This is a genomic window from Streptomyces sp. NPDC037271, from assembly GCF_055603605.1.
On the sequence record NZ_JBVJVN010000007.1, the window covers coordinates 140,941 to 164,708 of the forward strand.

Here is a 23,768-nt window from a genome sequence, read left to right on the forward strand (position 1 = left end):
CGATGACCAGCAAGACCACCGGCACCCACGGTGCCGTCCTCGCGGATCCCGCACCCGAGAAGGACGGCCGGCCGATCGTCGAACTGCGCGGCGCCGGCAAGGCCTACGGCAACATCCGCGCCCTGCACGGCGTCGACCTCGCCGTCCATCCCGGCCGGGTCACCTGCGTACTCGGTGACAACGGCGCCGGCAAGTCCACCCTCATCAAGATCATCTCCGGTCTGCACCAGCACACCGAGGGCGACTTCCTCGTCGACGGCGAACCGGTGCGCTTCAGCACGCCGCGCGACGCCCTCGCCCGCGGCATCGCCACCGTCTACCAGGACCTCGCCACCGTCCCGCTGATGCCGGTGTGGCGCAACTTCTTCCTCGGCGCCGAGCTGACCAAGGGCCCCTGGCCCGTCCGCCGCCTCGACATCGCCCGTATGAAGCGGACCGCCGACGAGGAACTGCGCAACATGGGCATCGTCCTGGACGACCTGGAACAGCCCATCGGCACCCTCTCCGGCGGCCAGCGCCAGTGCGTCGCCATCGCCCGCGCCGTCCACTTCGGCGCCCGCGTCCTCATCCTCGACGAGCCCACCGCCGCCCTCGGCGTCAAGCAGTCCGGCGTCGTCCTCAAGTACACCGCCGCCGCCCGGGAACGCGGACTCGGCGTCATCTTCATCACCCACAACCCCCACCACGCCTACCTGGTCGGCGACCACTTCAGCGTGCTGCGCCTGGGCACCCTCGAACTCAGCGCCGCCCGCGCCGACATCACCCTCGAGGAACTCACCAACCACATGGCGGGCGGTGCCGAACTCGCCGCCCTCAAGCACGAACTGGCGCAGGTCGGCGGGGTGGACGTGGCGGCGCTCCCGGAGGAGCCGGAGGTCCCCGCGGCCGGCGTACCCGACCCGGCCGGCGACACCCCCGCGTCCGACACCGCCGCACCCGCCGAAGGGAAGGCCTGACATGCCCGCTGCCCTGGACCGCATCCGCGTCGGCTCGGCCCCCGACTCCTGGGGCGTCTGGTTCCCCGACGACCCGAAGCAGGTCCCCTGGGAACGCTTCCTGGACGAGGTCACCGAGGCCGGCTACGAGTGGATCGAACTCGGCCCCTACGGCTACCTCCCCACCGACCCGGCCCGCCTCACCGACGAGGTGACCCGGCGCGGACTCAAGGTCTCGGCGGGCACCATCTTCTGCGGGCTGCACCGCGGCCCCTCCGAATGGGACGGCACCTGGGAGCAGGTCAGCCGCGTCGCCGCCCTCACGCAGGCGATGGACGCGAAGCACCTCGTCGTCATCCCGTCCTTCTGGCGCGACGACAAGACCGCCGAGATCCTGGAGCCGCCGGAGCTGACCGGCGAGCAGTGGGCATACCTGACCAAGGGCATGGAACGCCTCGGCCACGAGGTGAAGGAGACCTACGGCCTGGACATCGTCGTCCACCCGCACGCCGACACCCACATCGACACCGAGGAGCACGTCGAGCGCTTCCTCGACGCTACTGACTCCGACCTGGTGAGCCTCTGCCTGGACACCGGCCACTACGCCTACTGCGGCGGCGACAGCGTCAAGCTGATCGAGACCTACGGCGAGCGCATCGGCTACCTCCACCTCAAGCAGGTCGACCCGGAGATCCTCGCCGACGTGCGCGCGAACGGCGTCCCGTTCGGGCCGGCCGTGCAGCGCGGGGTGATGTGCGAGCCGCCCGCCGGAGTGCCCGACCTGGGCCCGGTGCTCACCGCGGCCCAGAATCTCGACGTGGACCTCTTCGCCATCGTCGAGCAGGACATGTACCCCTGCGAGCCCGACAAGCCGCTGCCCGTCGCCGTCCGCACCCGCAGGTTCCTGCGCTCCTGCGGCGCCTGACGGCGCACACGCGGCCACCCGGCCCGGCCCTCCCGCCACGAGCCACGAGGACCGGGCCACGAGGACCGGGCCGGCCGCGTGCGCCCCGCTCGGCGAGCCGTTGCCAGTACCGCGCGCTAGCGTGCAGGGCACAGACCGTTCATCCCGTTCCGGGAGGTTGACATGGCCTCGCGCCTCAACCCGTATCTCAGTTTCGACGGCGACGCCCGCCAGGCGATGGAGTTCTACGAGCAGGTCTTCGGCGGGACCCTCGCGCTCAACACCTTCGGAGCGTTCGGCGACGCCGACGCCCCGGAAGCCGACAAGATCATGCACGGCATGCTGGAGACGCCGAGCGGCTTCACCCTGATGGCCTCGGACACCCCGCCCGGCATGGAGTACACCCCGGGCACCAACTTCTCGGTGAGCCTCAGCGGCGACGACGAGACCGAGCTGCGCGGCTACTGGGAGAAGCTGTCCGCCGGCGGCACCGTCGCCGTACCGCTGGAGAAGCAGATGTGGGGGGACGTCTTCGGCATGTGCACGGACCGGTTCGGCGTCCCCTGGATGGTGAACATCAGCGAGCCGGCGGGCTGACCACTAGGCCCGCCGGCCCGCCGGTCCGCCTGGTCCGCTTCAGCCCCGCCGCACCTCCGCGACCGTCACGGGACGGTGCTCCCGCAGCGACAGCGTGCACGCCTCGGCGATCCAGCCCGCCTCCAGCGCGTCCTCGATCGTGCAGGGAGAGGGGCGGGCCCCTGCGACGACCTCGGTGAACGCGGTCAGCTCGGCGCGGTAGGCGGCGGCGAAGCGGTCCATGAAGAAGTCGTGCGGGGTGCCCGCCGGGAAGGTGGCGCCGGGCTCGACCGAGCGCAGCGGCAGCTTGTCCTCCAGGCCGACCGCGATGGAGTCCGCGAAGCCGTGGATCTCCATACGGACGTCGTAACCGCGCGCGTTGTGACGGCTGTTGGAGACCACGGCGATCGTGCCGTCGTCCAGGGTGAGGACCGCGCCGGTGGTGTCCGCGTCGCCCGCCTCCCGGATGAAGTCGGCACCCCGGTTGCCGCCGACGGCGTACACCTCGATGACCTCGCGGCCCGTCACCCAGCGGATGACGTCGAAGTCGTGCACCGAGCAGTCGCGGAAGATGCCGCCGGAAGCGGCGATGTACGCGGCCGGCGGCGGCGCCGGGTCCAGCGTGGTCGACCGCACGGTGTGCAGCTTGCCCAGCTCACCGGCCTGGACGGCCGCCCGTGCGGCGACGAAGGCGGCGTCGAAGCGGCGGTTGTAGCCGATCTGCACGGGCACGTCGTGACCCGCGACCGCCTTGAGCACCTCCACGCCCTCCGTCATGGTGCGGGCGACGGGCTTCTCGCAGAAGACGGGGACCCCGGCCTCCACGGCGGTGCGGATCAGGACCGGGTGGGCGTCGGTCGCCGCCGCGACCACCACGCCGTCCACCCCGGCGGCCAGCACCGCCTCGGGAGAGTCCGCGATCTCGGCGCCGAACCGCTCGGCGGCCGCTGTCGCGGCGTCCGAGAACGGGTCGGCGACGACGAGCGAGTCGACGGCGTCCAAGGCGGCGAGGGTCTCGGCGTGGAAGGCGCCGATGCGGCCGAGGCCGAGGATTCCGATGCGCATGGTTCTCGTTGCTCCTTGTGCGTGGTTGCCGTGTGGGGCCCGCGGTGCGTGGTAGGGGTGCCGGGCCGGCGATGCGTGGTTGCCGTGTCGGGCCCGCGGTGCGTGGTAGGGGTGCCGGGCCGGCGGTGCGTGGTTGCCGTGTCGGGCCCGCGGTGCGTGGTAGGGGTGCCGGGCCGGCGGTGCGTGGTGCCGTGTCGGGCCCGCGGTGCGCGGTAAGGGGTGCCGGGCACGCGGTGCGTGGTTGCCGTGCCGGGCACGCGTACTCAGTCCAGGCCGCCCAGGACGTTCTGGTCCCAGTCGATCACCGAGCCCGTGACCACCCCGGACCGGTCCGACAGCAGCAGGACCACGAAGTCGGCGATCTCCTCCGGCTGCCCGAGCTTCCCCATCGGCAGCCGAGAGGCGGCCTGCTCGCGCCAGTCGTCCCCGGCGCCGTGGAAGGCACGCTGGGTCGCGTCCTCGCCCTCGGTCGCCGTCCAGCCGATGTTCAGGCCGTTGATCCGCACCCGGTCGAAACGGTGCGCGTGGGCGGCGTTCCTGGTCAGGCCCACCAGGCCGGCCTTGGCGGCGACGTACGGCGCCAGGAAGGGCTGACCGCCGTGCGCCGACGACGTGATGATGTTGACGACGGTGCCGGGCGCGCCCCGGCCCACCATGTCCGCCACCGCCGCCTGCATCGCGAAGAACGGCGCCCTGAGGTTGACCGCGATGTGCTGGTCGAACAGCTCGGGCGTGGTGTCCAGCAGCGTCCCCCGGGAGGTCAGCCCCGCCGAGTTGACGAGGCAGTCGACACGGCCGTACACCTCCACCGCATGGCCCACGGAGGCCTTCGCCTGCCCGGCGTCCGCCAGGTCGGCCCGTACGAACAGTGCCTTGCCGCCGGCCGCCGTCAGTTCGGCAACCAGGGCCTCGCCGGGTTCCGGCCGCCGCCCGGTGACCGCCACGACCGCACCCTCACGGACGGCGGCCCGGGCGATCGCGGCGCCGACGCCCTGGCTTCCGCCGTTGACCAGGACGACCTTGCCGTCGAGAAGCGTCATCGCGTCCCCCGGCTCGTCCGGCGCCCGGAGCCGGCCCGCAACCGGGCGCCGAGCGCCTGCGGCGTCCATTCTTCACGCAGCGCCCGCCGCACCACGTCCGCCTGGGACGGAGGGGCCAGACCGTCCACGGGCGGATCGCTGTCGAGGTCGGTGGGGAAGGGGTAGCCCTCCGCGCTCGCGGCGACCACGTTCTCCAGCCACCGCTCGCCCACGCCCACGGCCTTGCGTTTGAGCAGCACCGGGTAGACCGCGTCGACCACCGCCTCCCGGTCCACGGTCTCCATCGCCCGGCCGAACGCGGAGGAGACCTGCAACAGGTTGGCCATGCGGCGGATGTCCGACGAGCGGTTGGTGCCTGCCGCGTGGAACAGCGCGGGGTTGAAGAACACCGCGTCGCCCTTGGCGAGGGGCAGCTGCACGTGGTGCGCCTCGAAGTAGGCCCGGAAGTCGGGGAGCCGCCAGGCCAGGTAGCCCGGCTCGTACTTCTGGGAGTGCGGCAGATACATCGTGGGGCCCGACTCCACCGGCATGTCGCAGTGCGCGACCGCGCCCTGGAGCGTGAGGACGGGGGAGAGGCGGTGCACGTGCGCCGGGTAGGCCGCCGCGGCCTCGTCCGAGAGGAAACCGAGGTGGTAGTCGCGGTGCGCCGTCTGGGCGGCGCCGCCCGGGTTGATCACGTTGATCTGCGAGGTGACCTGGTAGCCGGGGCCGAGCCAGGCCCGGCAGACGAGGGCGAGCGCGTGGTTGGCGTAGTAGTCGGCGAACGTGTCGGGGTCGTGCAGGGCGGCCTTCTCCAGCGCGTTCCACACCCGGTCGTTGGCCCCCGGTGCGGCGAAGTGGTCGCCGGCGGTGGCACCCGAGGCACGCTGCCCGGCGATCAGCGCCTCGAACACGGCGGTGGCCCGGTCGACGACCGCCGTGTCCGGGAAGGCGCCCTTGAGGACGATGATGCCGGGGCCGTCGGCGAGGGCGTGGACGAGTTCGGCCGCCGTCCCCGGGTCGTCGCGCAGCCGGCCCGCGTCGTACACGGGGACGTTCTGCTCCACGGCGGTGGCCCGCGGGTGCGCGGCGGGGTCGGTCGGCTGCTCGACGAGCGTACGGAAGGTGTCGAGGTCGCAGTCCTGCTGGGACAGCCAGGCACGGTGGGAGGGGGCGTGAGTGGCGGGCATCGGCGTCACCTTCGGTGAGGGAGCGGTGCGGGGAGGGGGAAGAGGAGGCGTTCAGTGCGGGGCGCGGTGCTTCGCCGGAGGTCCCGTCTCACATCTGGGGACACACCTCGACCCAGGCACCCCGCTCCGCCGACCGCGCCATCGCGTCCAGTACCTCCGCACTGCGCACGGCGTCCGGCAGGGTGGCGCCGTACGGGGTTCCCTCCGCGATGGAGCGCAGGAAACGGTGGGCCTCCACCACCTTGAGGTCGTCGTAGCCCATGGCGTTCGCGGCCCCCGGCTGGAAGGCGGCGAACTCGCCGTGCGCCGGGCCGACGTAGACCGTGCTGACCGGCTGGTCCTGATAGGCCGTGCCGCGGCTGACGCCCAGCTCGTTCATACGGCGGAAGTCCCAGAACACCGCGCCCGTGGTGCCGTGCACCTCGAAACCGTAGTTGTTCTGCTCGCCGACCGAGACCCGGCAGGCCTCCAGGACACCGCGGGCGCCGGAGGCGAAGCGCAGCAGGCAGCTGACGTAGTCCTCGTTCTCGACCGGGCCCGACTCGCCGCCCGAGGCCCGCGCGTGGCCGGCGGTCGCGGCGGTCGGGCGGGCCCGCTCCGGCAGGAAGACCGCCGTGTCCGCGGTCAGGGACGCGATGTCGCCGAGGAGGAACCGGGCCAGGTCCGCGCCGTGCGAGGCCAGGTCGCCGAGCACCCCGCTGCCACCGCGCGCCCGTTCGTAACGCCACGTCAACGCCCCCTCCGGATGAGCGGCGTAGTCGCTGAAGAGGCGGATGCGGGCATGGGTGACGGCGCCGATCTCCCCGGCGGCGATCAGGTCGCGGGCGGCCTCCACGGCGGGCGCGTTGCGGTAGTTGAAGCCGACCGCGCCCTGGACTCCGGCCTTGGCGACCGCGTCCGCCACCGCCCGGGCGTCCTCGGCGGTCAGGCCGACCGGCTTCTCGATCCAGATGTGCTTGCCGGCCTCGGCCATCGCGACGGCGATCTCGCGGTGCAGGAAGTTGGGGGCGGTGATGCTGACCGCCCCCACCCGCGGGTCGCCGGCCACGTCGCGCCAGTCCCGGGTCGTCGACGCGAACCCGAACTGCGCGGCGGCCTCCTCCGCGCGCCCCGGCACTTCCTCGGCGACCGTGACCAGCTCCGGACGCAGGGCGAGTCGCGGGTAGTGGTGCCGGACACGGGCGTACGCCTGGGTGTGCACCCGGCCCATCCAGCCGAAACCGACGACGGCGACACCGAGCGCATCCACCATGAGAGCCCCTCTTCGGACCGGTCCCTGCTCTGTCCCGCCCACCCTGGGGCGGGCATCGGCATCATGTCAACCTTTTGACAGGACAAATGCCCGGCGGGAGCGGGACACCCCGGCCCTCGCCCCCAGTCCCGGACCCGCTGGAGACCGGCGACACGTTCCCGGCCCCCGCCCGGACGTCCGGACCGGCCGCCTTCTCCTAAACCTTCCGGTAGGAATACGCCTCCTCCGCCGCCGCCTCCACGGCCGCGAGGCCGGCGCCCGTCGACGCCGTGACCACCGCGGCCACCGCGCCCTCGACGAAGGGGGCGTCCACCAGACGGGTGCCGTCCGGGAGTTCGTCGCCCTCGGCGAGCAGCGCCTTGACGGTGAGCACCGCGCTGCCGAGGTCGGTGAGGACGGCGACTCCCGCGCCCCGGTCCACGGACGCGGCAGCGGCGGAGACCAGCTCGGAGCTGGTGCCGAACCCGCCGGAGGCGGTCCCGCCCGCCGCGGCGACGGGCACGGCCGCGCCACCACCCGCCAGGCCCTTCGCCAACTCGGCCACGGACGCGGCGACCTCGGCGCTGTGCGACACCAGCACGATCCCGACCAGCTTCTCGTCACTCACCGGGCCGCCTCCTCCAGTGCGGCGACGAGCAGTGCCGCCGAGGTCGCCCCGGGGTCCTGGTGCCCGATGCTGCGCTCGCCGAGATAGCTCGCCCTGCCCTTGCGGGCCTGCAGGGGCACGGTGGCCGCGGCCCCCTCGTCGGCCGCGGCGCGGGCGGCGGCGAACGAGTCGCCGAGGGCGTCCACGGCGGGCACCAGTGCGTCGATCATGGTCTTGTCGCCCGGCGCGGCACCCCCGAGCGTCCGGACGGCGTCCACCCCTGTCCGCAGCGCCTCGGCCAGCTGCTCCGGACTCACCTCGGCGGCGTCCCCGAGCGCCTTGCCGGTACGGCGCAGCAGCGTCCCGTACAGCGGCCCCGAGGCGCCGCCGACCGTGGAGATGAGCTGCCGTCCGGCGAGGGTCAGTACCGCGCCGGGCGTGCCGGGCGCCTCCTTGTCCAGCGTGGCCGTCACGGCCGTGAACCCGCGCTGGAGGTTGCTGCCGTGGTCGGCGTCACCGATCGGCGAGTCGAGGGCGGTGAGCCGTTCCGCCTCGCGGTCGACCAACGCGGCGGTCGCCGTCATCCAACGGCGGAAGAAGTCGGCGTCGAGCACAGGATCTCCTTGCCTGGTAGGTACTTGCGATCCCTTCCCCGTTCGCCGTCACATGCCCCACCTCAGTCCCGGTGTCTTCACCGGCGCGTCCCAGAGTCCGAGCAACTCCTCGTCGATCTCGCACAGGGTGACCGAGGCCCCCGCCATGTCCAGCGAGGTGACGTAGTTTCCGACGAGGGTGCGGGCGACGGCGACACCGCGCTCGCCCAGTACGCGCTGCACCTCGGCGTTGAAGCCGTACAGCTCCAGCAGCGGCGTCGCGCCCATGCCGTTGACCAGGACCAGGACGGGGTTGCGCGGGTCGAGGTCGGTCAGGACAGCGTCCACGGCGGCCTCGGCGATCTCACCCGAGGTCATCATCGGGCGCCGCTCCCGACCGGGCTCGCCGTGGATCCCGATGCCGAGCTCCAGTTCCCCGGCCGGCAGGTCGAAGGTCGGGCTGCCCTTGGCCGGTGTGGTGCAGGCGCCGAGCGCGACACCGAAGCTGCGGGAGCTGTCGTTCACCTGACGGGCGATCGCCTCCACCCGTTCCAGCGGCCGGCCCTCGTCCGCCGCGGCCCCGGCGATCTTCTCCACGAACAGCGTCGCTCCCGTGCCCCGGCGCCCGGCCGTGTAGAGGCTGTCCGTCACCGCCACGTCGTCGTTGACCAGTACCTTGGCGACCTGGATGCCCTCGTCCTCGGCCAGCTCGGCGGCCATGTCGAAGTTGAGCACGTCACCGGTGTAGTTCTTGACGACGAACAGCACCCCGGCCCCGCTGTCCACGGCGGCCGCCGCCCGCACCATCTGGTCAGGCACCGGCGAGGTGAACACCTCACCCGGGCAGGCCGCCGACAGCATCCCGGGACCCACGAACCCGCCGTGCAGCGGTTCGTGCCCGGAGCCGCCCCCCGACACCAGGGCGACCTTGCCGGCCACGGGAGCGTCCCGCCGCACGATCACCCTGTTCTCGACATCCACGGCCAACTCGGGATGGGCCGAGGCCATACCGCGCAGCGCGTCCGCGACCACGGTCTCCGGGACGTTGATGAGCATCCTCACTGGTACCTCCGGGGAAGAGTAGTAGACGGGTCATGACCTGCGTTTTTGCTGGTGAGAGTGGGTGTTGCCAGTTCTTGGTCCTGGCGGTCCGTAGCGGTCTCGAGCGGGGTCTGGCGGTACTGATGCCGATGTCGGTGACGGTACGTCAGGGTTACTGGGCGGCCGGACGAGGAGGGACGGGAGTCCTCCTGCCGGAAGTATCGACCTTGCGGGAGCGAAGGTCACGTGCCCGGGCACTCAGACGCGCCCGGGAGGCGGGGGCGGCTGCCGCCTGCACCGTGCGGCGCGAAGGGCCTGACCGCGGTGCCGAGTGCACGGTGGTCATGTGCTGCGGCACAGCGCGTGGTCGATGAGATTGCGCAGTGCGTCTTCCTGACGGGCGGCGGTCCGAGGGTCCGCCGAGCGGCTGTGCGCGGAGACGGTGATCGTGCGCCGGCCGTCCGTGGTTGTCGCTGCCCGGATGACGTACCCGAAGCCGCTTCCTCCATGCCCGAGGTAACCGCCGCCGCAGGACAGGGGCGTGAAGAACAGGCCCAGGCCGTCTCGCGTGTCTGCCGGGTGACCACTGTCCTCTGGCACCGGGACCGTGGTCCGCATGGCTGTGAGCTCGGCGGGCTTCAGCAGCCGTCCGTTGGCCAGGGCGGTGAAGAAGCGGTTGAGGTCGCGGGCCGTGCCGGTCATCGAGCCGTCGGCCCCGCTGTCGAAGGGACGGTAGGGGATCGTGGTGTCGACCATCGGGCCGTCCACGGTGAACTGCTGGTAGTTGGCCGTGTGGGGATGAGGGAGGAAGGGCCTTGTGCCTGGGGTGTCGGTGTGCTGCAGGCCGAGGGGGCGCAGGATGCGGTCGTGGACCTGCCGTTCCCAGGTGCGGCCGGTGATCTTCTCGGTGATCATTCCGGCGAGTACGTAGTTCGTGTTGGAGTACGCCCAGCGAGTGCCGGCCGGGAAGTCCGGCTTGTGGCGCACGGCCAGGGCGACCAGTTCTTCGGGCCGGTAGGCGCGCCATCGGTCGGCGAAGTAGGTCTGGGCACTGGGGTCGGGGAAGACGTCGTAGATGTAGTCGGACAGGCCGCTGGTGTGTTGCAGCAGGTCGCGGACGGTGATGGTCCGGCCGTCGTTTCCGTTTCCGGACACGACCCCGGGCAGCAGCTGCTCCACCGTCTGCTCGAGGGAGATCCGCTTCTCACCCACCAGTTGCAGGACGACGGTGGCGACGAACGTTTTGGTGGTGCTGCCCAGGCGCAGGTGGCCGTCGTTCGAGACCGGGCGACGAGTGACCAGGTCCCTCACTCCGGAACGAACCGTGATGGTCCGGCGCGGGGTCTCCAGGCGGACCGCCACTCCGGTGACCCCGGTGTCCCGCAGCGCGTCGGCGTCACGCTGCACGGACCAACCCGTGCCGGAGGGGCGTGGCGCGGCCGAAGCGGCAGCGGACGGCAGAGACGACACGGCCAGCGCGAGCACCGCAGTTGACAACCACACACGGCGAAAGATCATGACCTGAGGCTAGGAACGACAAGGGCCGGCAACCATCCGGGGTACGCCCCTTGTGAACGGGGGTCGGCCGGATGGACAAGCGCACCAGGTATCCGGCATCACCACTGAGCTTCTACACGGGATCGGCCTCCGAACAGCAGAAAGGCGCTGGCGGCCGGGCTCGTCGCGTCGGCGGGGCACCGGCACGACGAGCCGCCGACGAACGTGCGTCGGCTGCTGCGCGCGAGCTTCGCGGTGTACGTGCTGACCGGCCTGGCCGGGGCGGTGGCCGCACCGGCCGTTTCAGGGACAAGATGGGGTGTGCCGTCCGCGTCCGTGGCCGACGCCCCGGACGTCCACCACCCGAGCAAGGAACACTCATGAACGGATCGTCCTTGCAGACGTACGCCGCCGAGTGCGCGGAGCAACTCCCCGGAGCCCGGCTGGAGCATCCGTTCGGCCCCGACTGGGAGGTCTTCAAGGTAGGCGGCAAGGTGTTCATGCTCATGACCAGCGTGCCCGGTCGACCGGTCGTGATCCTGAAGTCGGAGCCGAGTGAGGCTGAGGCCCTGCGCGAGACGCACACAGACGTCACCCCCGGCTACCACATGAACAAGAAGCACTGGATCACGCTGGAGGCCGGCGACTCGATCGACAAGAAGCTGGTCAAGGAGCTCGTCACGGAGTCCTACCGGCTCGTGGTCGGCAACCTTCCCCGGTCGGACCAGCCGGTCGATCCGGAAACGTACGGCGCCCACGCCGGGGCTGCGCGACGATGACGATCACCGGAAAGCGGCTCCAGGATGTCGCGCGCGGTACCGCGAACAAGCTGCCCGGCGTCAGCAACGGGCGCCCGTTCACCGAGAAGCTGGATGTCTACAAGGTGGCGGGGAAGGTCTTCCTGATCGTCACGGACGACCCCGACGAGCAGATCATCACCGTCAAGGCCGAGCCTGACCGTGCGTGGTCCCTGCGACAGGAACACGACTGCGTCGGTCCCGGGCGCTACCTCGACAAGCGGCACTGGATCTCCGTGAGCGCGGGCCAGGACATCACCACGGGGACGGTGAAGGATCTCGTCGGCCATTCCTATGACCTCGTCCTGGAATCTGTGCCGAGCAAGCGGCGCCCCCGGGAAGCGGGCCAGTAGCCGGGACGACCGGACACCGCCCGACTGAACGGCATCACCGAGGCGTCGACGACATGGGCGCGCCCCGCCTTGGCAGAACCACCGTGGACACCCGCGCGACCAGGCGAACGGACTCGTCCGGAGGCAACCACAGGTGAACGGGTGCGGAGTTCTCGTCCCCGGCGGACTGTGTCCTGACGGTCGGGCGTCATGCGACGATGCGGTCGACCGGCGGCGGACGCCGAGCAGCGACGTCGCCCGTCACCGACAGCCGTGATATCGACTGCCCTGCCGCAGACAGCGGCACGGTTCGAAGGGGTGCCCACGATGCCTTTGGCGGCCGAGCGTCAGGAGAGGATCCTCGCCGCGGTGCGCAAGCACGGCACGGTGCGTCTGGCGGATCTCGTGGAGCAGTTGGGTGTCACGCCCGTGACGGTACGCAGGGACGTGACGTTGCTCGCCGACCGAGGGCTGGTGCAGCGCGTTCACGGCGGGATAGCCCTGCCGCACAGAGCCCAGACGCCCCAGACGCGGGGAGTCCCCGGCACGTACGGCCCCATGGCGACTCACGCCCTGGTGGGCATGGTGGTGCCGTCCGTCGAGTACTACTGGCCGCCCGTCATCCAGGGCGCGCACACCGCCGTGGCCGCCGCCCGGGGCCGGCTCGTCATGCGGGCCTCCCGCTGGGAGGATCCGGCCGAGGACCGGCGGCAGGTCAACGCCCTCCTGGAACGGGGTGTCCAGGCTCTTCTCGTCGCCCCCACCACGGCCGGGACTGCTGCCATGGAACTCCTGCGCTGGCTCCGCTCGCTCACCGTGCCCGTCGTCCTCGTCGAGCGCCGCCCGCCTCAGGAACTGGCCACCCTCGCGCTGGACGCCGTGATGACCGCCCATGCGCTGGGCGCGGGCCTGGCGGTGCGCCATCTCGTGACGCTCGGGCACCACCGCATCGCGCTGATCACCACCCACCGGAGCCCCACGAGCAAGGCGCTGCGTGCCGGGTGGCAGGACGCGGTGGACGTGCTCGGACTCGAGTCCCACGAAGGGCTCGACATGGAGGTGCCCTCCTACGGATCTGCAGGATGGGCGGAGTCGTACACGGACGTGCTCGAGTGGTGCCGTGGTCGGGGAGTGCGCTCGTTGCTGGTGCACTCGGACCGTGAAGCCATCGGCCTGATCGAGCAGGGCCGTGAACTGGGCATCAGCGTTCCGCACGATCTGGCCATTGTGACGTACGACGACGAGATCGGAGCAGCGTCCGACCCGCCGCTGACCGCGGTGAGGCCGCAGAAGTACCGTCTCGGCGTGCTTGCGGCGGAACTGGCGCTGGCGAAGGTGGCCGAGGTCGGCGAGGAGTGGCCGGTCCACCGGCTCGAGCTCTGGCCGAACGTGGTGGTCCGGGAATCCTGCGGCACCGTGCCGACACCGGAGCCGCTGTGAACGGCGGCCGAGCGGCGCGTCCCGTCGTACGCGCTCCCCGACGAAAAGGACGGTTCACCTCACAGCCTTGAGAGGGGTGAAGCCACTCTCCGCGCTTTCCGGTGCAAATACCCCCTAAATCAATGTGCGATGTTGATCGATTTTCTTCGCTTTTGGTTTCAGGTCTGGTGATCGCATACGTGGGACCTCTATTCCTGATGCAGCGTGTTCCGGGCGGGTTCCGCCGGACGCGTGTGCCCGTGTTCTGAGACAGAGGGGGGAGCCTCGTACCCCATGCGGACCAAGCCCACTGCTCCGGTGGTGATGAGCAGTCGGGTTTCGAGGCACGTTCCGGCCGGTCCCGGCTGCGGTGTCTCGCCGACTTGGTGGGCTGGACGACCCGTATCCCTCCCTGCGACTGGAAGGAGACGCGCGTGACGCGCGTGCGCAGAATCACCAGGTGGGTGCCGTTGGCCGCGTCCACGGCCCTGGCAGTGGCGGCCGGCTTGATCGCCGCGCCCGCCGCCCATCCCGTGGACAGCCCCGTGGAGATCGTCGTCGACGGGAACGACGTCCGCGCCGACAACGTGAACGGCCTGACCTACAAGGGCCTCGGTCTGCTCAGCTGCAACAGCACGAGCAACCTGCTGATGGACTACAAGGCCGAGCATCCCGAGCGGTACTGGGAGCTGATCAGGGTCCTGTTCGGCGGGAAGAACCCGCTGATCAACCATGTCAAGATCGAGATGGGCTCGGACACGAACACGTCGACCGGCGCCGACCCGGCGACCATGCGTACCCCCGGGGAACTCGCCGACGCCTCCCGTACCCCCGGCTTCCAGCTGGCCGCCGACGCCAAGACGGTCAACCGGGACCTCAAGGTGTCGATCCTGCGCTGGACCATGCCCGCATGGGTCCAGAACGAATGGGACAAGGGCACTGGTCATGACGAGATGTACACCTGGTACAAGGAGACGATCCTCGACGCCTACCAGAAGTACGGGTACATGGTCGACTACGTGAACCCGGACACGAACGAGACGCGGAACCCCGACGAAGCCTTCATCAAGTGGTACAAGAACGCGATCGTGACCGACACGGACTTCTCGGACCCGCGCTACGGCATTCCGGCCGAGAAGCGGAAGAAGGTCGCGAAGGCCTACCACGACATCAAGATCGTCGCCTCGGACGAGAACCAGACACACAACATAGGCCCGTCGCTGCTCAGTGACGAGCAGCTCTTCGGCATCGTCGACGCGGTGGGCTACCACTACAACACCGACGACCGCCGCGAGGGCAGCCCCGGCAGCGACACGTACCTGCCCTACACCCGCCTGGCGACCGGCGAGAACAAGTACCACCAGGACAAGGAGGTCTGGTACAGCGAGGGAACCGCCTCCTTCGGCTACACCGACCACCGGGTCGCCAACACCGAGGGCCCCAACGGTGCGAGCACCGGCATCGGCGGCGTCCAGAGCACACTCGATCTCGCCAACCGCCTCGTCAAGAGTTACGCCAACTCCAAGCGGACGCACTACATCTTCCAGCCGGCGATCGGGTCCTTCTACGAGGGCGCGCAGTACAGCCACAAGGAGCTGGTCAGCGCCCGTGACCCCTGGTCGGGCCATCTCCACTACGACGCGGCCCTGTACGTGATGCAGCACTTCACCCAGTTCGCCAGGACCGGGTGGGAGAACGACACCAACACGGCGGGCATCTGGCGCACCGTGCCGGAAGCCAGCTACAGCGGCGTGAACGGCACCGAGAACCTCGACGGCTCGAACGGGGCCCCGAGCTACATGACACTCGCCGACCCCCGCAAGAAGGACTTCTCCACGGTCGTCGTGAATGACAGCGACCAGCGGAAGACGTACCGGATCAAGGCCGAGAACATGCGGCTCGGCGATCCCGCCATGGAGATCTGGGAGACCCGCGGACCGGACGCGGGCCAGGCCTACGACGCGAACCTCAAGCACCTCGTCGACGAGATCCGGCCCGACGGCGACGGGTACTACACGTACACGGTCGAGCCCCGGTCGATCGTCACCCTCACCACGCTCGACAAGAGCCGCGACAAGGAGACGAAGCGGCGGCTGCCCGAGTCCGGGGACCGCACGGTGCTGGACACCGACGCGACCGGCAAGAAGCACGACACCCGCGACTCCGTCCTGTACGCCGACGACTTCGGCTACGAGGAGGAGGGCAAGGTCGAGGTCGGAACGGCCGACGGCGCCCGCAGGACGTCCCAGCCCTATCTGACGTCGCGCGGCAACCAGCCCCGCTACATGGTCGACCAGACCGGTGCCTGGGAGGTCGGCAAGGACGCCGACGGCGACAACGTGCTGTACCAGTACATGGACCAGTCCATGAAGGACACCCACGCCTGGAACCGGCACACGCCCAACACCACCGTCGGTGACTTCCGCTGGGAGAACTACCGGGCCACGGTCGACGTCTCGTTCCCCGACCCGGCCGGCGGGCTCGCGACCCTGGGCGTCCGCCAGCAGAAGGGCATGGCGGTCAGTGACGCCCCCTACAACATCCGCGTCCGCCCGGACGGCACCTGGACGTTCTACGAGTACGGCACGGTGATCGCGAAGGGGACGGTCGCGGCCTCCGACGGTTACCGCCTCGCCATTGAGGCCAAGGGCGCGTCGATCACGGCCTACGTCGACGGGAAGGCCGTCCACACGTACCAGGACCCGACCCCGCAGGCTGGAGGCCGCGTCAAGCTCGGCACCGACTTCTACACCACGGCGTTCGACAACCTGAAGGTCGAGAAGATCGACGGGTACGCGCCCTACGCCACCGCACTGGCGGACAGCATGGACGGCTCGGTCACCCACAGCGGCGCCTGGAGCAGGAAGAGCGCCTACGGCGACGCGATGGACTGGTACCGCTCGACGTCGACGAGCCAGACCGCCGGCGCGTCGTTCAGCGTCCCGTTCACCGGTACGGGCGTCGACATCATCGGCGGCAACACCGGCAGCGCCGTGTTCGACGTCTACGTCGACGGCAAGCTGATCGCGAAGGACGCCGGGACGGTCGCCTCCGACAAGCGCAGGGCGACGTACGCGCTGCGCGGTCTGCCCGACCGCGCCCACACGGCGAAGTTCGTCCTGAAGTCCGGAACGATCGTGTTCGACGCGTTCACCGCCATATCGGGTGACGTGGACGGCCGGGTGGACACGACACCGATCCGGGACAGCCTCACCGAGGCGGGACATCCGGTGCGGGCCGACTACACCCCCGGCTCATGGGCTCTGTTCGACGCCGCGCGCTCGGCCGCCCGGGCCGCCCTGCGAGGCCAGAAGGGACTGGACACCCTCGGGGCCGCCCAGATCGCCCACCGGCTCGACGAGGCCTTCGCGCGACTGGTACGCAAGGACGCCACCACCCGGTAGCCACCGGGTTCCGGCCTCTCCCCGTCCCGCTCCCAGGAGGGTTCAGGGACACGGCGATCGCGAACCCCAGCCGGTTCGCCCCGACTTGTTCCGTAACCGCTTCATGTCGTCTTCGAGCAGCGTTCAGACCTCGATCAGGTACTCCGGCTCCCCGTCACGACGCTGGGACCGGTGGCTCCTCCACGACACGGTCGGGACGTGTGATGGTGTAGCGCAGCTGCACCGCGACCTCCTGGCCGATCTGGGGCGGCGCACCGTCCCCGGGCACCTGCAGGACGGATTCCTGCAGGTGGGGAGGGGCCGCGAACCTGCACCGCCTGCCGTCCCAGAGGAAGGGCGACAGGTGGTGGTTGAGGCAGGCGTGACCGATGCCCGCGACATGGCGGGCACGGTCCCGCAGACCGCTCAGCCTCCTGGGTGCCCTCAGCCCCACCCCGTGCGAGGTGCCGCCCGCCACGACGACGAGATGCGGGCCGGAGAGCGGCTGCCGTCGTCCGGCACCGAACCGCTTCCCCCGGTCCGGGCGTATGAGGTCGAGTATCCGGCTGTGGTACCGGGTGGCCTCCGGGGCTCCGAGCCACAGCTTCGTTCCCGTGCGCAGCCGGAAACGGGTCCGCGGGAACTCGTCGTGCAGCCTGGTCATCTCCTCGGCCGACAGGTGGCTCACGAAGACCTGATGGAGCGGCATCCTTTCCTCGCGCAGTCGCCGTACCCAACAGGCGACCTCTTCGGCCCCGCCGGCGCCGCCCACCCGGTTCAGCGGGAGGTGGATGGAGAAACCCTCGAACTCCCACCCGCTCATCACCGGGCGCAGGGCGGGCAGGTCGGCCTCGGTGATGCCGTGCCGCTTCATGGAGGACATGAGCTCCACCACGACCCGGCGTCCCGCCAGGCCGTCGCAGTGCCCGGGGGAGGAGACGACGCGAACGGTCCGGCCGGACAGTGCCGGGGACGCCTCCCCGTTGCGGTACGGCGTCAGCACCAGGAGGTCTCCGGGAAAGGAGTCCTGCACGAGGGCCGCTTCGTGGACGGTGCCGACGGCGGCGAGTCCGGTGCCGAGCCGAGTCGCTTCCCGCATCAGCCGGTGGAGGCCGAACCCGTAGCCGTTTCCCTTGCAGACCGGCACGAGCCCGGGGAACCGGTCGAGGACACCGCGGTGGTGTTCCTGCCAGCGCACGGTGTCGATGGTGAGTGTGAGTGTCATGGTGTGTCTCCTCGAAGAAACCGCTCGCCGGGGCCGTTCCCGCCGGTGAGCGGCCAGGATGCCGCGCCCCGCTCCCGCTCGTGGCGGTGGGCCGTGCCGGGGTCATCTGGCGGAGAGGTGCAGGAGCCGGGTGGCTCCGTAGTAGTCCTTTCGCGGCATGGCCTCGTCCAGTGGGACCCGTGAGGCGGGTCTGCCGGTCCGTGGGGCGTGGATCACCTCGTCGTCCCCGCAGCGGAGGCCGACATGGTAGACGCGCGTGCCGCTGAGCCGGAAAACCGGGCCGTCCGGCCAGTACGCGTAGCGCACCAGGCTGGAGCAGTCGAACCCCGGGTGACGGCGGCGGCGCGGTGTCCTCGTCGCCGTGCGGCCACCGTCCGGGGCCGGCCGGCGGGCGGAGTTGGCCTCCAGACCGAGGCGCACACCGTCCTGTTCCCCGGGCCGGGCCGCGGGCACCAGGACCGCGCGCAGCCCCGCGATCGGGCTCGTGCTCCGCCTCCGCAGAATCCGCTGGAGGCCCGGCCGGCGGGCATCGGCTGATCGACCTGTGTCGTTGGTCCACATGCCTCGACGGGGAACGGCGTGAACAGCGGTTGCGCGCCGGGCCGAAGGCGGTGCAAGACCGCGCCGCCGCTGCCTCCGTCGGACAGGCAGGACTTCATCGACAGTGAGCCGAAGTGGACAGAATATGGTCAGAAAATGACCTGTTGCCTGTTCGCGGAACACACGAGAATGAAGGTCGGCCCGGAACGGGCCCGGGGTCCTCCCACGGCCACCGCACCGCTCGCCCTCTGCCGGAAGGTGACTTCCGGTCACCTTCACCCCTGCACAAGGAGCACGACAGAATGCCGGAACTTCCCAAACGGGACATAGGCCAAGGCCGACGCGTGGGCTCACCGCCGGACAGGCATTCCGGTATCAACGATGCGGCGAAGCTGGCAGCAGCCCGTGCCGCTCTCGCCCGTGCGGCCACGGCCCACCGGGCCGACACCGGGGCCGACACCGCGGAAGGCAAGGAAACCGCACCACCGGAGCCGCCCCTCCGTGCCACCGGCCGTGACGAAGGCCCCGCCGCCCCGGCGGCACCGGACGAGAGTCCCCGGCGCGGCCCGCGCCGCCCACCAGCGAAGTGGATCGCCATCGCCGCCGCCGCAGCCGTCGCGGTGACAGCCGCCGCCGCAGTGGCCGTCACGCGCGGTGGGTCCCAGGAGGAGGCCGATCGGCAGCCCTACGCCGCAGGCGGGCCGCGCCAGTCCGATGCGACCGCACCTCGAATCCCCGGTACGGAGCGGTCTCCGAACGCTTCAGCGAGCGCGGACGCGTCGTCCCGACCCGCTTCCAGCGGCTCCGCCACGCCCTCCGGCCAGGCCTCCGACCAGGAAACCCAACCGGGCACGGACAGGGCGGCGGAGCCCGACGCGAAGCCCACCGCGAGCGGGGCGCCGCGCAAGGGCGGAACCGACGGAGGAGGCGACCCGGCTCCCGGCCCCGGGAAGGCGCTCGCGGTCGAAGCCTCCGGCAACTGCCTCACAGGCGCCGGCTCGGGTTCCGAACTGGTGGTCGCGGCCTGCACCGGCGCGACCTCCCAGTCGTGGAACACCGGGTCCGGCACGGCACTCCAGCAAGGTGGCCTCTGCGCGACCGTCACCGGCACCGCGGACCGCACACCGGTGGTCCTCACACCGTGTGACCGGTCGGCGGCTCAGCGGTTCAGCCTGTCAGGACAAGCGCTGCTGTCCGCGTCGAGCGGTAAGTGTCTGGACCTCTTCGGAGGCGCGTCCGGCACCCAGGTGGTGCTCTGGGAGTGCAACGGCCGTGACAACCAGCGGTGGAGCAGTACCTGACCATCCCTCACCTGGGCCGGCGGCCTGCCCGCCGGCCCAGGTGAGCGGGCTGCGCAGGCCGGTGCGGGCGGCCTCCGCGCGGTGGCCAGGGCCTCGCCCCGAATCCCGCAACCGCGAGTACCTGCGGAGCTCATGAGCCGTCGTCGTACCGAGAGGTTCGGTTGCGGACCCGTCGCTCCGGCGCTCCGACGGAGAAGCCGGCCAACCAGCGCGGGAAGGCCGAGGCGGCACTCGCGGCGGCCGCGGACCGACCCCGGGCGCGGGCCGCGCCCCGGACCGCGGCTGCTTCGCCGGTATCCACCTGGTTCCGTCCGCGTGCCTGCCCGATATTCTCCCGGAATGACGCAGCAACCCACGTCCGACGAGCGGCGGCCCGCCAGCGGTGGCCAGAAGGCCGCCGCCCGCAACCGGGCCGCCCTCATCGCCGCTGCCCGGGAGATCTACGCGGAGCACGGGCTGGACGCTCCGCTGTCCGCGATCGCGCGCCGGGCAGGCGTGGGTCAGGGCGTGCTCTACCGGCACTTCCCGGACCGGTCCGCCCTGGCCATGGCCGTGCTGGAGGAGAACGTCCGGCAGATCGAGCGGGCAGCGGCGTCGGACGGTGTGGACCTCGCCCAGGTGCTCGGTGTGCTGACCTGGCACCAGACGGAGTCGACCGCTTTCGTCGGCGTCCTGCACGCCGACGGCGCGGCCAGTCGCTCCGGCACCCCCGCCTACGCGGTGGAGCTGTCCCAGCGGGTCGAACGCACCCTGCGCCGGCTTCTGCCCGCCGGCCATCCGCTCGCCTCGCAGCGGGATGACCTGATGATCGCCGTCGGCATGGTCTCCGGAGCCGTCACCGGCCCCACCCGCGAGCACCGGGAACGCCGGGCACGGGCGGCGTGGCGGTTGCTCGGTGTCGAGGTGGGTCCGGTGCGCCCCTACGAGGAGTGAGGTGCGTCCCCACGGGGAGTGAGGTGCGTCCCTGCGAGGGGTGAGCCCCGCGCGTCCCTGCGGGGAATGAGCCCGGCGCGCCCCTACGGGAGTGGGCGCGGGCGGCGGCATCAGCCGCCGTTGGACTGCCGTACTCCTTCCGCCAGCGCGTCGAACGTGTACAGGTAGCCTCCGTCCGGCCCGCTGACGGTCATGTAGGCCTTCCTCCCGCCGGGGGCGATGGCGACGTTGGTCGCCGATTCGAGTCCTTCGGCGGCGCGGGCGGGCACCTCGACGGTCGCCAGGCGGTCGCCGTTCTCGCTGTAGACCGCCATCGCGGGCCGGCCATGCAGCCCCTGGTAGAGATTGCCGTCCGCGTCCACCGCGATCGAGTCGGTCTGGGCGACCCCGCCGTCGACCCGGACGGCGGTGTGACGCGACGCCACGTCGCCCTCGCCGTCGAGGAGCAGGTAGGAGATGCGGTTCTGCGTCAGTTCGCTGAACCACAGCCCGCGGTAGTCCGCGTCGAAGGAGATGCCGTTCGGGGCGGACAGGCTGTCGGCCAGGACGGTGGCCTTCTTCCCCGAGCGGCCGATCCGCACCACGCGGCCCTTCGCCTCCCCCTCGGACATGCCGCGGGAGTCGCTGACGTACAGGTTGCCCTCCCGGTCGAAGGCGAGGTCGTCGGGGTTCATCCGCGCGCCGTCGACCTCGCCGGAGAAGAACGTCCGCGGATCGCTGCCGTCGGGGGCCAGGCTCACGATGTCGCCGTGGGAGAAGTCGGTCAGGTAGATCCGTCCGTCGTACGGGCTGAACTGGGCCGAGGTGTAGGTGCCGCGGGCGTCGGTGTGCACCTGCATGGAGGTCTTCTTCCGGACGTCGACGCGCAGCACCTTCGGCTCGCCGGCCGGCGCGGTGACGTCGACGACGAGCAGCCCGCCGTCCTCGTCGAAGACCGGTCCCTCCAGCAAGGTCATCCCGGTCTGCTGGTGTACCTGCGTCAGCCGCATGACCTGCTGTGCGCGGATGGTCCGTTCCGCACGGGCGCCACCCGGGTCCGCCGTGGACCCGCTGGTCTGCGTACCGCAGCCCGCGAGGGCCAGCACGCCGATCGTGGTGAGCCCGGCGAGAGGCCGGATCGGGAGTCGTCGCATGCGAATCACTCTTCCTGTCCGAAAGTATGCGGAAGCAACCACGAGGCAACCGGACAACGCTGTCCGGTTGTTGTTACGGTAGTGCATGGCTGCTCAAGTCCTGCGACTCCGTGCCCCGTTCATGGACGAGGTGTCTCCCCGGCAGCGAACCGGAAGGAACGAGGTCCCCCACATGGAACATTCACAGGCGCTCTCCGGCGAGGCGCTCGCCGCACTGCGGGAGCGTTACCGGATCGAACGGGAGCGCCGTGTGCGACCCGACGGCGTACGGCAGTACCTCGGCGCCGACGCGGAGTTCGGCTACTACGCCGCCGACCCGTACGCGGGAGAGGCCACCGAGCGGGAGCCGGTGCGGGACCGGGTGGACGTCGCGGTCGTCGGCGGCGGATTCGGCGGCATCCTGGCGGGGGCGCGGCTGCGCCAGCGGGGTGTCGAGCGGGTCCGCGTCCTCGAGAAGGGCGGTGACTTCGGCGGGACCTGGTACTGGAACCGGTACCCGGGGATCCACTGCGACATCGAGTCGCACGTGTACCTGCCGATGCTCGACGAGACCGGGTACGTACCGGAGTGGAAGTACGCCCCCGGTGAGGAGATCCGCCGGCACGCGGTGCGGATCGCCGAGAAGTTCGACCTCTACGCCGACGCGCTGTTCTCCACGGCGGTCACCTCGCTGACCTGGGACGACACCACCGAGACGTGGATCGTCGCGACGGACCGGGGCGACAGGTTCCGGGCCACCTACGTCGTCACGGCCACCGGCACCCTCTCCGAGCTGAAGCTGCCCGGCATCCCCGGCATCGAGACGTACCAGGGCCACACCTTCCACACGTCACGCTGGGACTACGGCTACACCGGCGGCACCCCGGACGGAGGCCTGACCGGCCTCGCGGACAAGCGCGTGGGAGTCGTGGGCACCGGCGCCACCGGCATCCAGGTCGTCCCGAAGCTCGCCGAGGACGCCGGGCACCTCTACGTCTTCCAGCGCACTCCCTCCACGGTGGACGTGCGCGACAACCGCCGCACCACCGCTCGGGACGTGGGCGCCGGCCGCCCGGGCTGGGCGGGCGCACGCCGGGACAACTTCCTGCGCCTCGTCTCGGGCGAACCGGTCGACGAGGACCTGGTGGGGGACCGCTGGACCTCGTCGGCCGGCCTGCTGGAGAAGCTCCTGCCGAGCTTCCGCCGCCAGGGCGACCGGGAGGCGTTCGAAGCGGCGTACGAGGCCATGGACGCCGCCAAGATGCACGAGATCCGCACCCGCGTCGACCAGGTCGTCACCGACCCGGACACGGCGGAGAAGCTCAAGCCCTGGTACCGGTACGCCTGCAAGCGCCCGACCTTCTCCGACCTGTACCTCCAGGCGTTCAACCGGGACAACGTCACCCTCGTCGACACCGCCGACACCCACGGCATCGAGCGGATGACCGAGCGCGGCGTCGTGGTCGGCGACACCGAGTACGCACTCGACTGCCTGATCTTCGCCACCGGGTTCTCCGTCGGCGTCTCCGGCGTCCACTCGGGCAGGCTGCCCGTCCGCGGCAGGGACGGCGTCCACCTCCAGGACGCGTGGCGGCAGCGGGGCCCGCGCACGCTGCACGGTTTCACCAGCAACGGTTTCCCGAACCTCATCCAGCTGGGCGGAGCGCAGAGCACCAGCAGCGTCAACTACACCCATGTCCTGGACGAGCACGCCGTCCACGCCGCGGCACTCGTCGCCGGCGCGGAGGCCAGGGGCGCGGTCGTCGAACCGTCCCGCGAGGCCGAGGACGCCTGGACCGCCGTATGCGCCCAGGACGCCCCCGACCACGAGTGGTTCCACGCGGAGTGCACCCCCGGCTACTACAACGCCGAAGGACGCGGCCGGCCCAACGGTCCGACCTCCTACCCGCACGGCGCGGCCGACTTCCACGAACTGCTGAAGCGCTGGCGGGCCGAGTCCCTGGACGAGGTCCTCCGCACCAGGACCGCCGCCCGCCACTGAGGTGCGGCCTCGGGGGCCGGCCGGTGTCGCTCGCCTTCCGGGGCGTGCGACGCCGGCTCCTCGCGC

21 protein-coding genes are annotated in these 23,768 nt (G+C 71.1%); 10 read left to right on the forward strand and 11 right to left on the reverse strand.

Annotated features, from left to right (window positions below; translation table 11 throughout):
- Positions 1–2: 2 nt before the first annotated feature.
- The 3 genes from ACZ7G3_RS15535 to ACZ7G3_RS15545 all read left to right on the forward strand — a co-directional run bounded on the left by ACZ7G3_RS15535 (position 3) and on the right by ACZ7G3_RS15545 (position 2,436).
- On the forward strand, positions 3–956 hold the full coding sequence (locus ACZ7G3_RS15535; protein WP_470925977.1) for an ATP-binding cassette domain-containing protein: 954 nt from the start codon (positions 3–5) through the stop codon (positions 954–956).
- A gap of 1 nt (position 957) precedes the next feature.
- The gene (locus ACZ7G3_RS15540; protein ID WP_426598161.1) at positions 958–1,860 is read left to right on the forward strand and encodes a sugar phosphate isomerase/epimerase family protein; all 903 of its coding nucleotides are present in this window, start codon (positions 958–960) and stop codon (positions 1,858–1,860) included.
- A gap of 162 nt (positions 1,861–2,022) precedes the next feature.
- Entirely contained in the window at positions 2,023–2,436 is a 414-nt protein-coding gene (locus ACZ7G3_RS15545) for a VOC family protein (RefSeq protein WP_426598160.1), read from the forward strand.
- A 39-nt stretch (positions 2,437–2,475) separates the two neighbouring features.
- Here ACZ7G3_RS15545 and ACZ7G3_RS15550 read toward each other — a convergent pair whose 3' ends face one another.
- From ACZ7G3_RS15550 to ACZ7G3_RS15585, 8 genes are all read right to left on the reverse strand, one after another.
- Positions 2,476–3,480 carry a Gfo/Idh/MocA family protein gene (locus tag ACZ7G3_RS15550; RefSeq protein ID WP_470925979.1) on the reverse strand — a complete coding sequence of 335 codons (1,005 nt, stop codon included), beginning with the start codon at positions 3,478–3,480 and terminating at the stop codon, positions 2,476–2,478.
- Between the two features lie 263 nt (positions 3,481–3,743).
- Positions 3,744–4,520: an SDR family oxidoreductase gene (locus ACZ7G3_RS15555; protein ID WP_470925980.1), complete on the reverse strand. Its 777-nt coding sequence runs from the start codon at positions 4,518–4,520 to the stop codon at positions 3,744–3,746.
- Positions 4,517–5,689: a phytanoyl-CoA dioxygenase family protein gene (locus ACZ7G3_RS15560; RefSeq protein WP_470925982.1), complete on the reverse strand. Its 1,173-nt coding sequence runs from the start codon at positions 5,687–5,689 to the stop codon at positions 4,517–4,519. Before ACZ7G3_RS15560 ends, ACZ7G3_RS15555 begins: the two co-directional genes overlap by 4 nt.
- 88 nt (positions 5,690–5,777) lie before the next feature.
- The gene (locus ACZ7G3_RS15565) at positions 5,778–6,941 is read right to left on the reverse strand and encodes a Gfo/Idh/MocA family protein (RefSeq protein WP_470925984.1); all 1,164 of its coding nucleotides are present in this window, start codon (positions 6,939–6,941) and stop codon (positions 5,778–5,780) included.
- 196 nt (positions 6,942–7,137) lie between these two features.
- Positions 7,138–7,548, reverse strand: coding sequence for a PTS-dependent dihydroxyacetone kinase phosphotransferase subunit DhaM (locus tag ACZ7G3_RS15570; RefSeq protein WP_426521688.1), 411 nt, complete (start codon positions 7,546–7,548; stop codon positions 7,138–7,140).
- Positions 7,545–8,141 (reverse strand): dihydroxyacetone kinase subunit DhaL, encoded by a 597-nt coding sequence (dhaL, locus tag ACZ7G3_RS15575; RefSeq protein WP_470925987.1) that lies wholly within the window; start codon positions 8,139–8,141, stop codon positions 7,545–7,547. The genes ACZ7G3_RS15570 and dhaL overlap by 4 nt, the downstream gene beginning before the upstream one ends.
- A gap of 48 nt (positions 8,142–8,189) precedes the next feature.
- The gene (dhaK, locus tag ACZ7G3_RS15580) at positions 8,190–9,182 is read right to left on the reverse strand and encodes a dihydroxyacetone kinase subunit DhaK (protein ID WP_470925989.1); all 993 of its coding nucleotides are present in this window, start codon (positions 9,180–9,182) and stop codon (positions 8,190–8,192) included.
- Between the two features lie 321 nt (positions 9,183–9,503).
- Positions 9,504–10,679, reverse strand: a complete 1,176-nt coding sequence (locus ACZ7G3_RS15585; protein WP_470925991.1) for a serine hydrolase domain-containing protein — start codon at positions 10,677–10,679, stop codon at positions 9,504–9,506.
- Positions 10,680–11,038: 359 nt separating this feature from the next.
- On the opposite strand from ACZ7G3_RS15585, the gene ACZ7G3_RS15590 reads away from it, so the two are divergent.
- The 4 genes from ACZ7G3_RS15590 to ACZ7G3_RS15605 all read left to right on the forward strand — a co-directional run bounded on the left by ACZ7G3_RS15590 (position 11,039) and on the right by ACZ7G3_RS15605 (position 16,610).
- Positions 11,039–11,437, forward strand: a complete 399-nt coding sequence (locus tag ACZ7G3_RS15590; protein ID WP_470925993.1) for an MmcQ/YjbR family DNA-binding protein — start codon at positions 11,039–11,041, stop codon at positions 11,435–11,437.
- Complete coding sequence (locus ACZ7G3_RS15595; protein WP_426598053.1) at positions 11,434–11,808, forward strand: MmcQ/YjbR family DNA-binding protein; 375 nt, start codon at positions 11,434–11,436, stop codon at positions 11,806–11,808. Before ACZ7G3_RS15590 ends, ACZ7G3_RS15595 begins: the two co-directional genes overlap by 4 nt.
- 306 nt (positions 11,809–12,114) lie before the next feature.
- A complete protein-coding gene (locus ACZ7G3_RS15600) occupies positions 12,115–13,227 on the forward strand; it encodes a substrate-binding domain-containing protein (RefSeq protein ID WP_470925995.1) in 1,113 nt (370 codons plus the stop codon).
- Positions 13,228–13,640: 413 nt separating this feature from the next.
- On the forward strand, positions 13,641–16,610 hold the full coding sequence (locus ACZ7G3_RS15605; RefSeq protein ID WP_470925996.1) for a GH59 galactosidase: 2,970 nt from the start codon (positions 13,641–13,643) through the stop codon (positions 16,608–16,610).
- A 154-nt stretch (positions 16,611–16,764) separates the two neighbouring features.
- On the opposite strand, the gene ACZ7G3_RS15610 is transcribed toward ACZ7G3_RS15605, so the two are convergent.
- On the reverse strand, positions 16,765–17,814 hold the full coding sequence (locus ACZ7G3_RS15610; protein WP_470925998.1) for an alanine racemase: 1,050 nt from the start codon (positions 17,812–17,814) through the stop codon (positions 16,765–16,767).
- Positions 17,815–17,916: 102 nt separating this feature from the next.
- Entirely contained in the window at positions 17,917–18,375 is a 459-nt protein-coding gene (locus ACZ7G3_RS15615; RefSeq protein WP_470925999.1) for a hypothetical protein, read from the reverse strand.
- A gap of 281 nt (positions 18,376–18,656) precedes the next feature.
- Here ACZ7G3_RS15615 and ACZ7G3_RS15620 point away from each other — a divergent pair, with 281 nt between their 5' ends.
- Both ACZ7G3_RS15620 and ACZ7G3_RS15625 read left to right on the forward strand, forming a co-directional pair.
- Positions 18,657–19,655, forward strand: coding sequence for an RICIN domain-containing protein (locus ACZ7G3_RS15620; protein WP_470926001.1), 999 nt, complete (start codon positions 18,657–18,659; stop codon positions 19,653–19,655).
- A 339-nt stretch (positions 19,656–19,994) separates the two neighbouring features.
- A complete protein-coding gene (locus ACZ7G3_RS15625; protein WP_470926003.1) occupies positions 19,995–20,588 on the forward strand; it encodes a TetR family transcriptional regulator in 594 nt (197 codons plus the stop codon).
- A 110-nt stretch (positions 20,589–20,698) separates the two neighbouring features.
- On the opposite strand, the gene ACZ7G3_RS15630 is transcribed toward ACZ7G3_RS15625, so the two are convergent.
- Positions 20,699–21,721 (reverse strand): SMP-30/gluconolactonase/LRE family protein, encoded by a 1,023-nt coding sequence (locus ACZ7G3_RS15630; protein WP_470926005.1) that lies wholly within the window; start codon positions 21,719–21,721, stop codon positions 20,699–20,701.
- 172 nt (positions 21,722–21,893) lie between these two features.
- Between ACZ7G3_RS15630 and ACZ7G3_RS15635 the strand changes: the two genes are divergently transcribed.
- Positions 21,894–23,702: a flavin-containing monooxygenase gene (locus ACZ7G3_RS15635; protein WP_470926006.1), complete on the forward strand. Its 1,809-nt coding sequence runs from the start codon at positions 21,894–21,896 to the stop codon at positions 23,700–23,702.
- The last annotated feature ends 66 nt before the right edge of the window (positions 23,703–23,768 follow it).

Bases quoted from the DNA above. Each gene is read 5' to 3' on its own strand.
- ACZ7G3_RS15535 (WP_470925977.1), top strand. From the start codon at position 3: ATGACCAGCAAGACCACCGGCACCCACGGTGCCGTCCTCGCGGATCCC.
- ACZ7G3_RS15635 (WP_470926006.1), top strand. From the start codon at position 21,894: ATGGAACATTCACAGGCGCTCTCCGGCGAGGCGCTCGCCGCACTGCGG.
- ACZ7G3_RS15540 (WP_426598161.1), top strand. From the start codon at position 958: ATGCCCGCTGCCCTGGACCGCATCCGCGTCGGCTCGGCCCCCGACTCC.
- ACZ7G3_RS15585 (WP_470925991.1), bottom strand. From the start codon at position 10,679: ATGATCTTTCGCCGTGTGTGGTTGTCAACTGCGGTGCTCGCGCTGGCC.
- ACZ7G3_RS15545 (WP_426598160.1), top strand. From the start codon at position 2,023: ATGGCCTCGCGCCTCAACCCGTATCTCAGTTTCGACGGCGACGCCCGC.
- ACZ7G3_RS15590 (WP_470925993.1), top strand. From the start codon at position 11,039: ATGAACGGATCGTCCTTGCAGACGTACGCCGCCGAGTGCGCGGAGCAA.
- ACZ7G3_RS15550 (WP_470925979.1), bottom strand. From the start codon at position 3,480: ATGCGCATCGGAATCCTCGGCCTCGGCCGCATCGGCGCCTTCCACGCC.
- ACZ7G3_RS15610 (WP_470925998.1), bottom strand. From the start codon at position 17,814: ATGACACTCACACTCACCATCGACACCGTGCGCTGGCAGGAACACCAC.
- ACZ7G3_RS15615 (WP_470925999.1), bottom strand. From the start codon at position 18,375: ATGTGGACCAACGACACAGGTCGATCAGCCGATGCCCGCCGGCCGGGC.
- ACZ7G3_RS15630 (WP_470926005.1), bottom strand. From the start codon at position 21,721: ATGCGACGACTCCCGATCCGGCCTCTCGCCGGGCTCACCACGATCGGC.
- ACZ7G3_RS15600 (WP_470925995.1), top strand. From the start codon at position 12,115: ATGCCTTTGGCGGCCGAGCGTCAGGAGAGGATCCTCGCCGCGGTGCGC.
- ACZ7G3_RS15555 (WP_470925980.1), bottom strand. From the start codon at position 4,520: ATGACGCTTCTCGACGGCAAGGTCGTCCTGGTCAACGGCGGAAGCCAG.
- ACZ7G3_RS15595 (WP_426598053.1), top strand. From the start codon at position 11,434: ATGACGATCACCGGAAAGCGGCTCCAGGATGTCGCGCGCGGTACCGCG.
- ACZ7G3_RS15620 (WP_470926001.1), top strand. From the start codon at position 18,657: ATGCCGGAACTTCCCAAACGGGACATAGGCCAAGGCCGACGCGTGGGC.
- ACZ7G3_RS15565 (WP_470925984.1), bottom strand. From the start codon at position 6,941: ATGGTGGATGCGCTCGGTGTCGCCGTCGTCGGTTTCGGCTGGATGGGC.
- ACZ7G3_RS15560 (WP_470925982.1), bottom strand. From the start codon at position 5,689: ATGCCCGCCACTCACGCCCCCTCCCACCGTGCCTGGCTGTCCCAGCAG.
- ACZ7G3_RS15625 (WP_470926003.1), top strand. From the start codon at position 19,995: ATGACGCAGCAACCCACGTCCGACGAGCGGCGGCCCGCCAGCGGTGGC.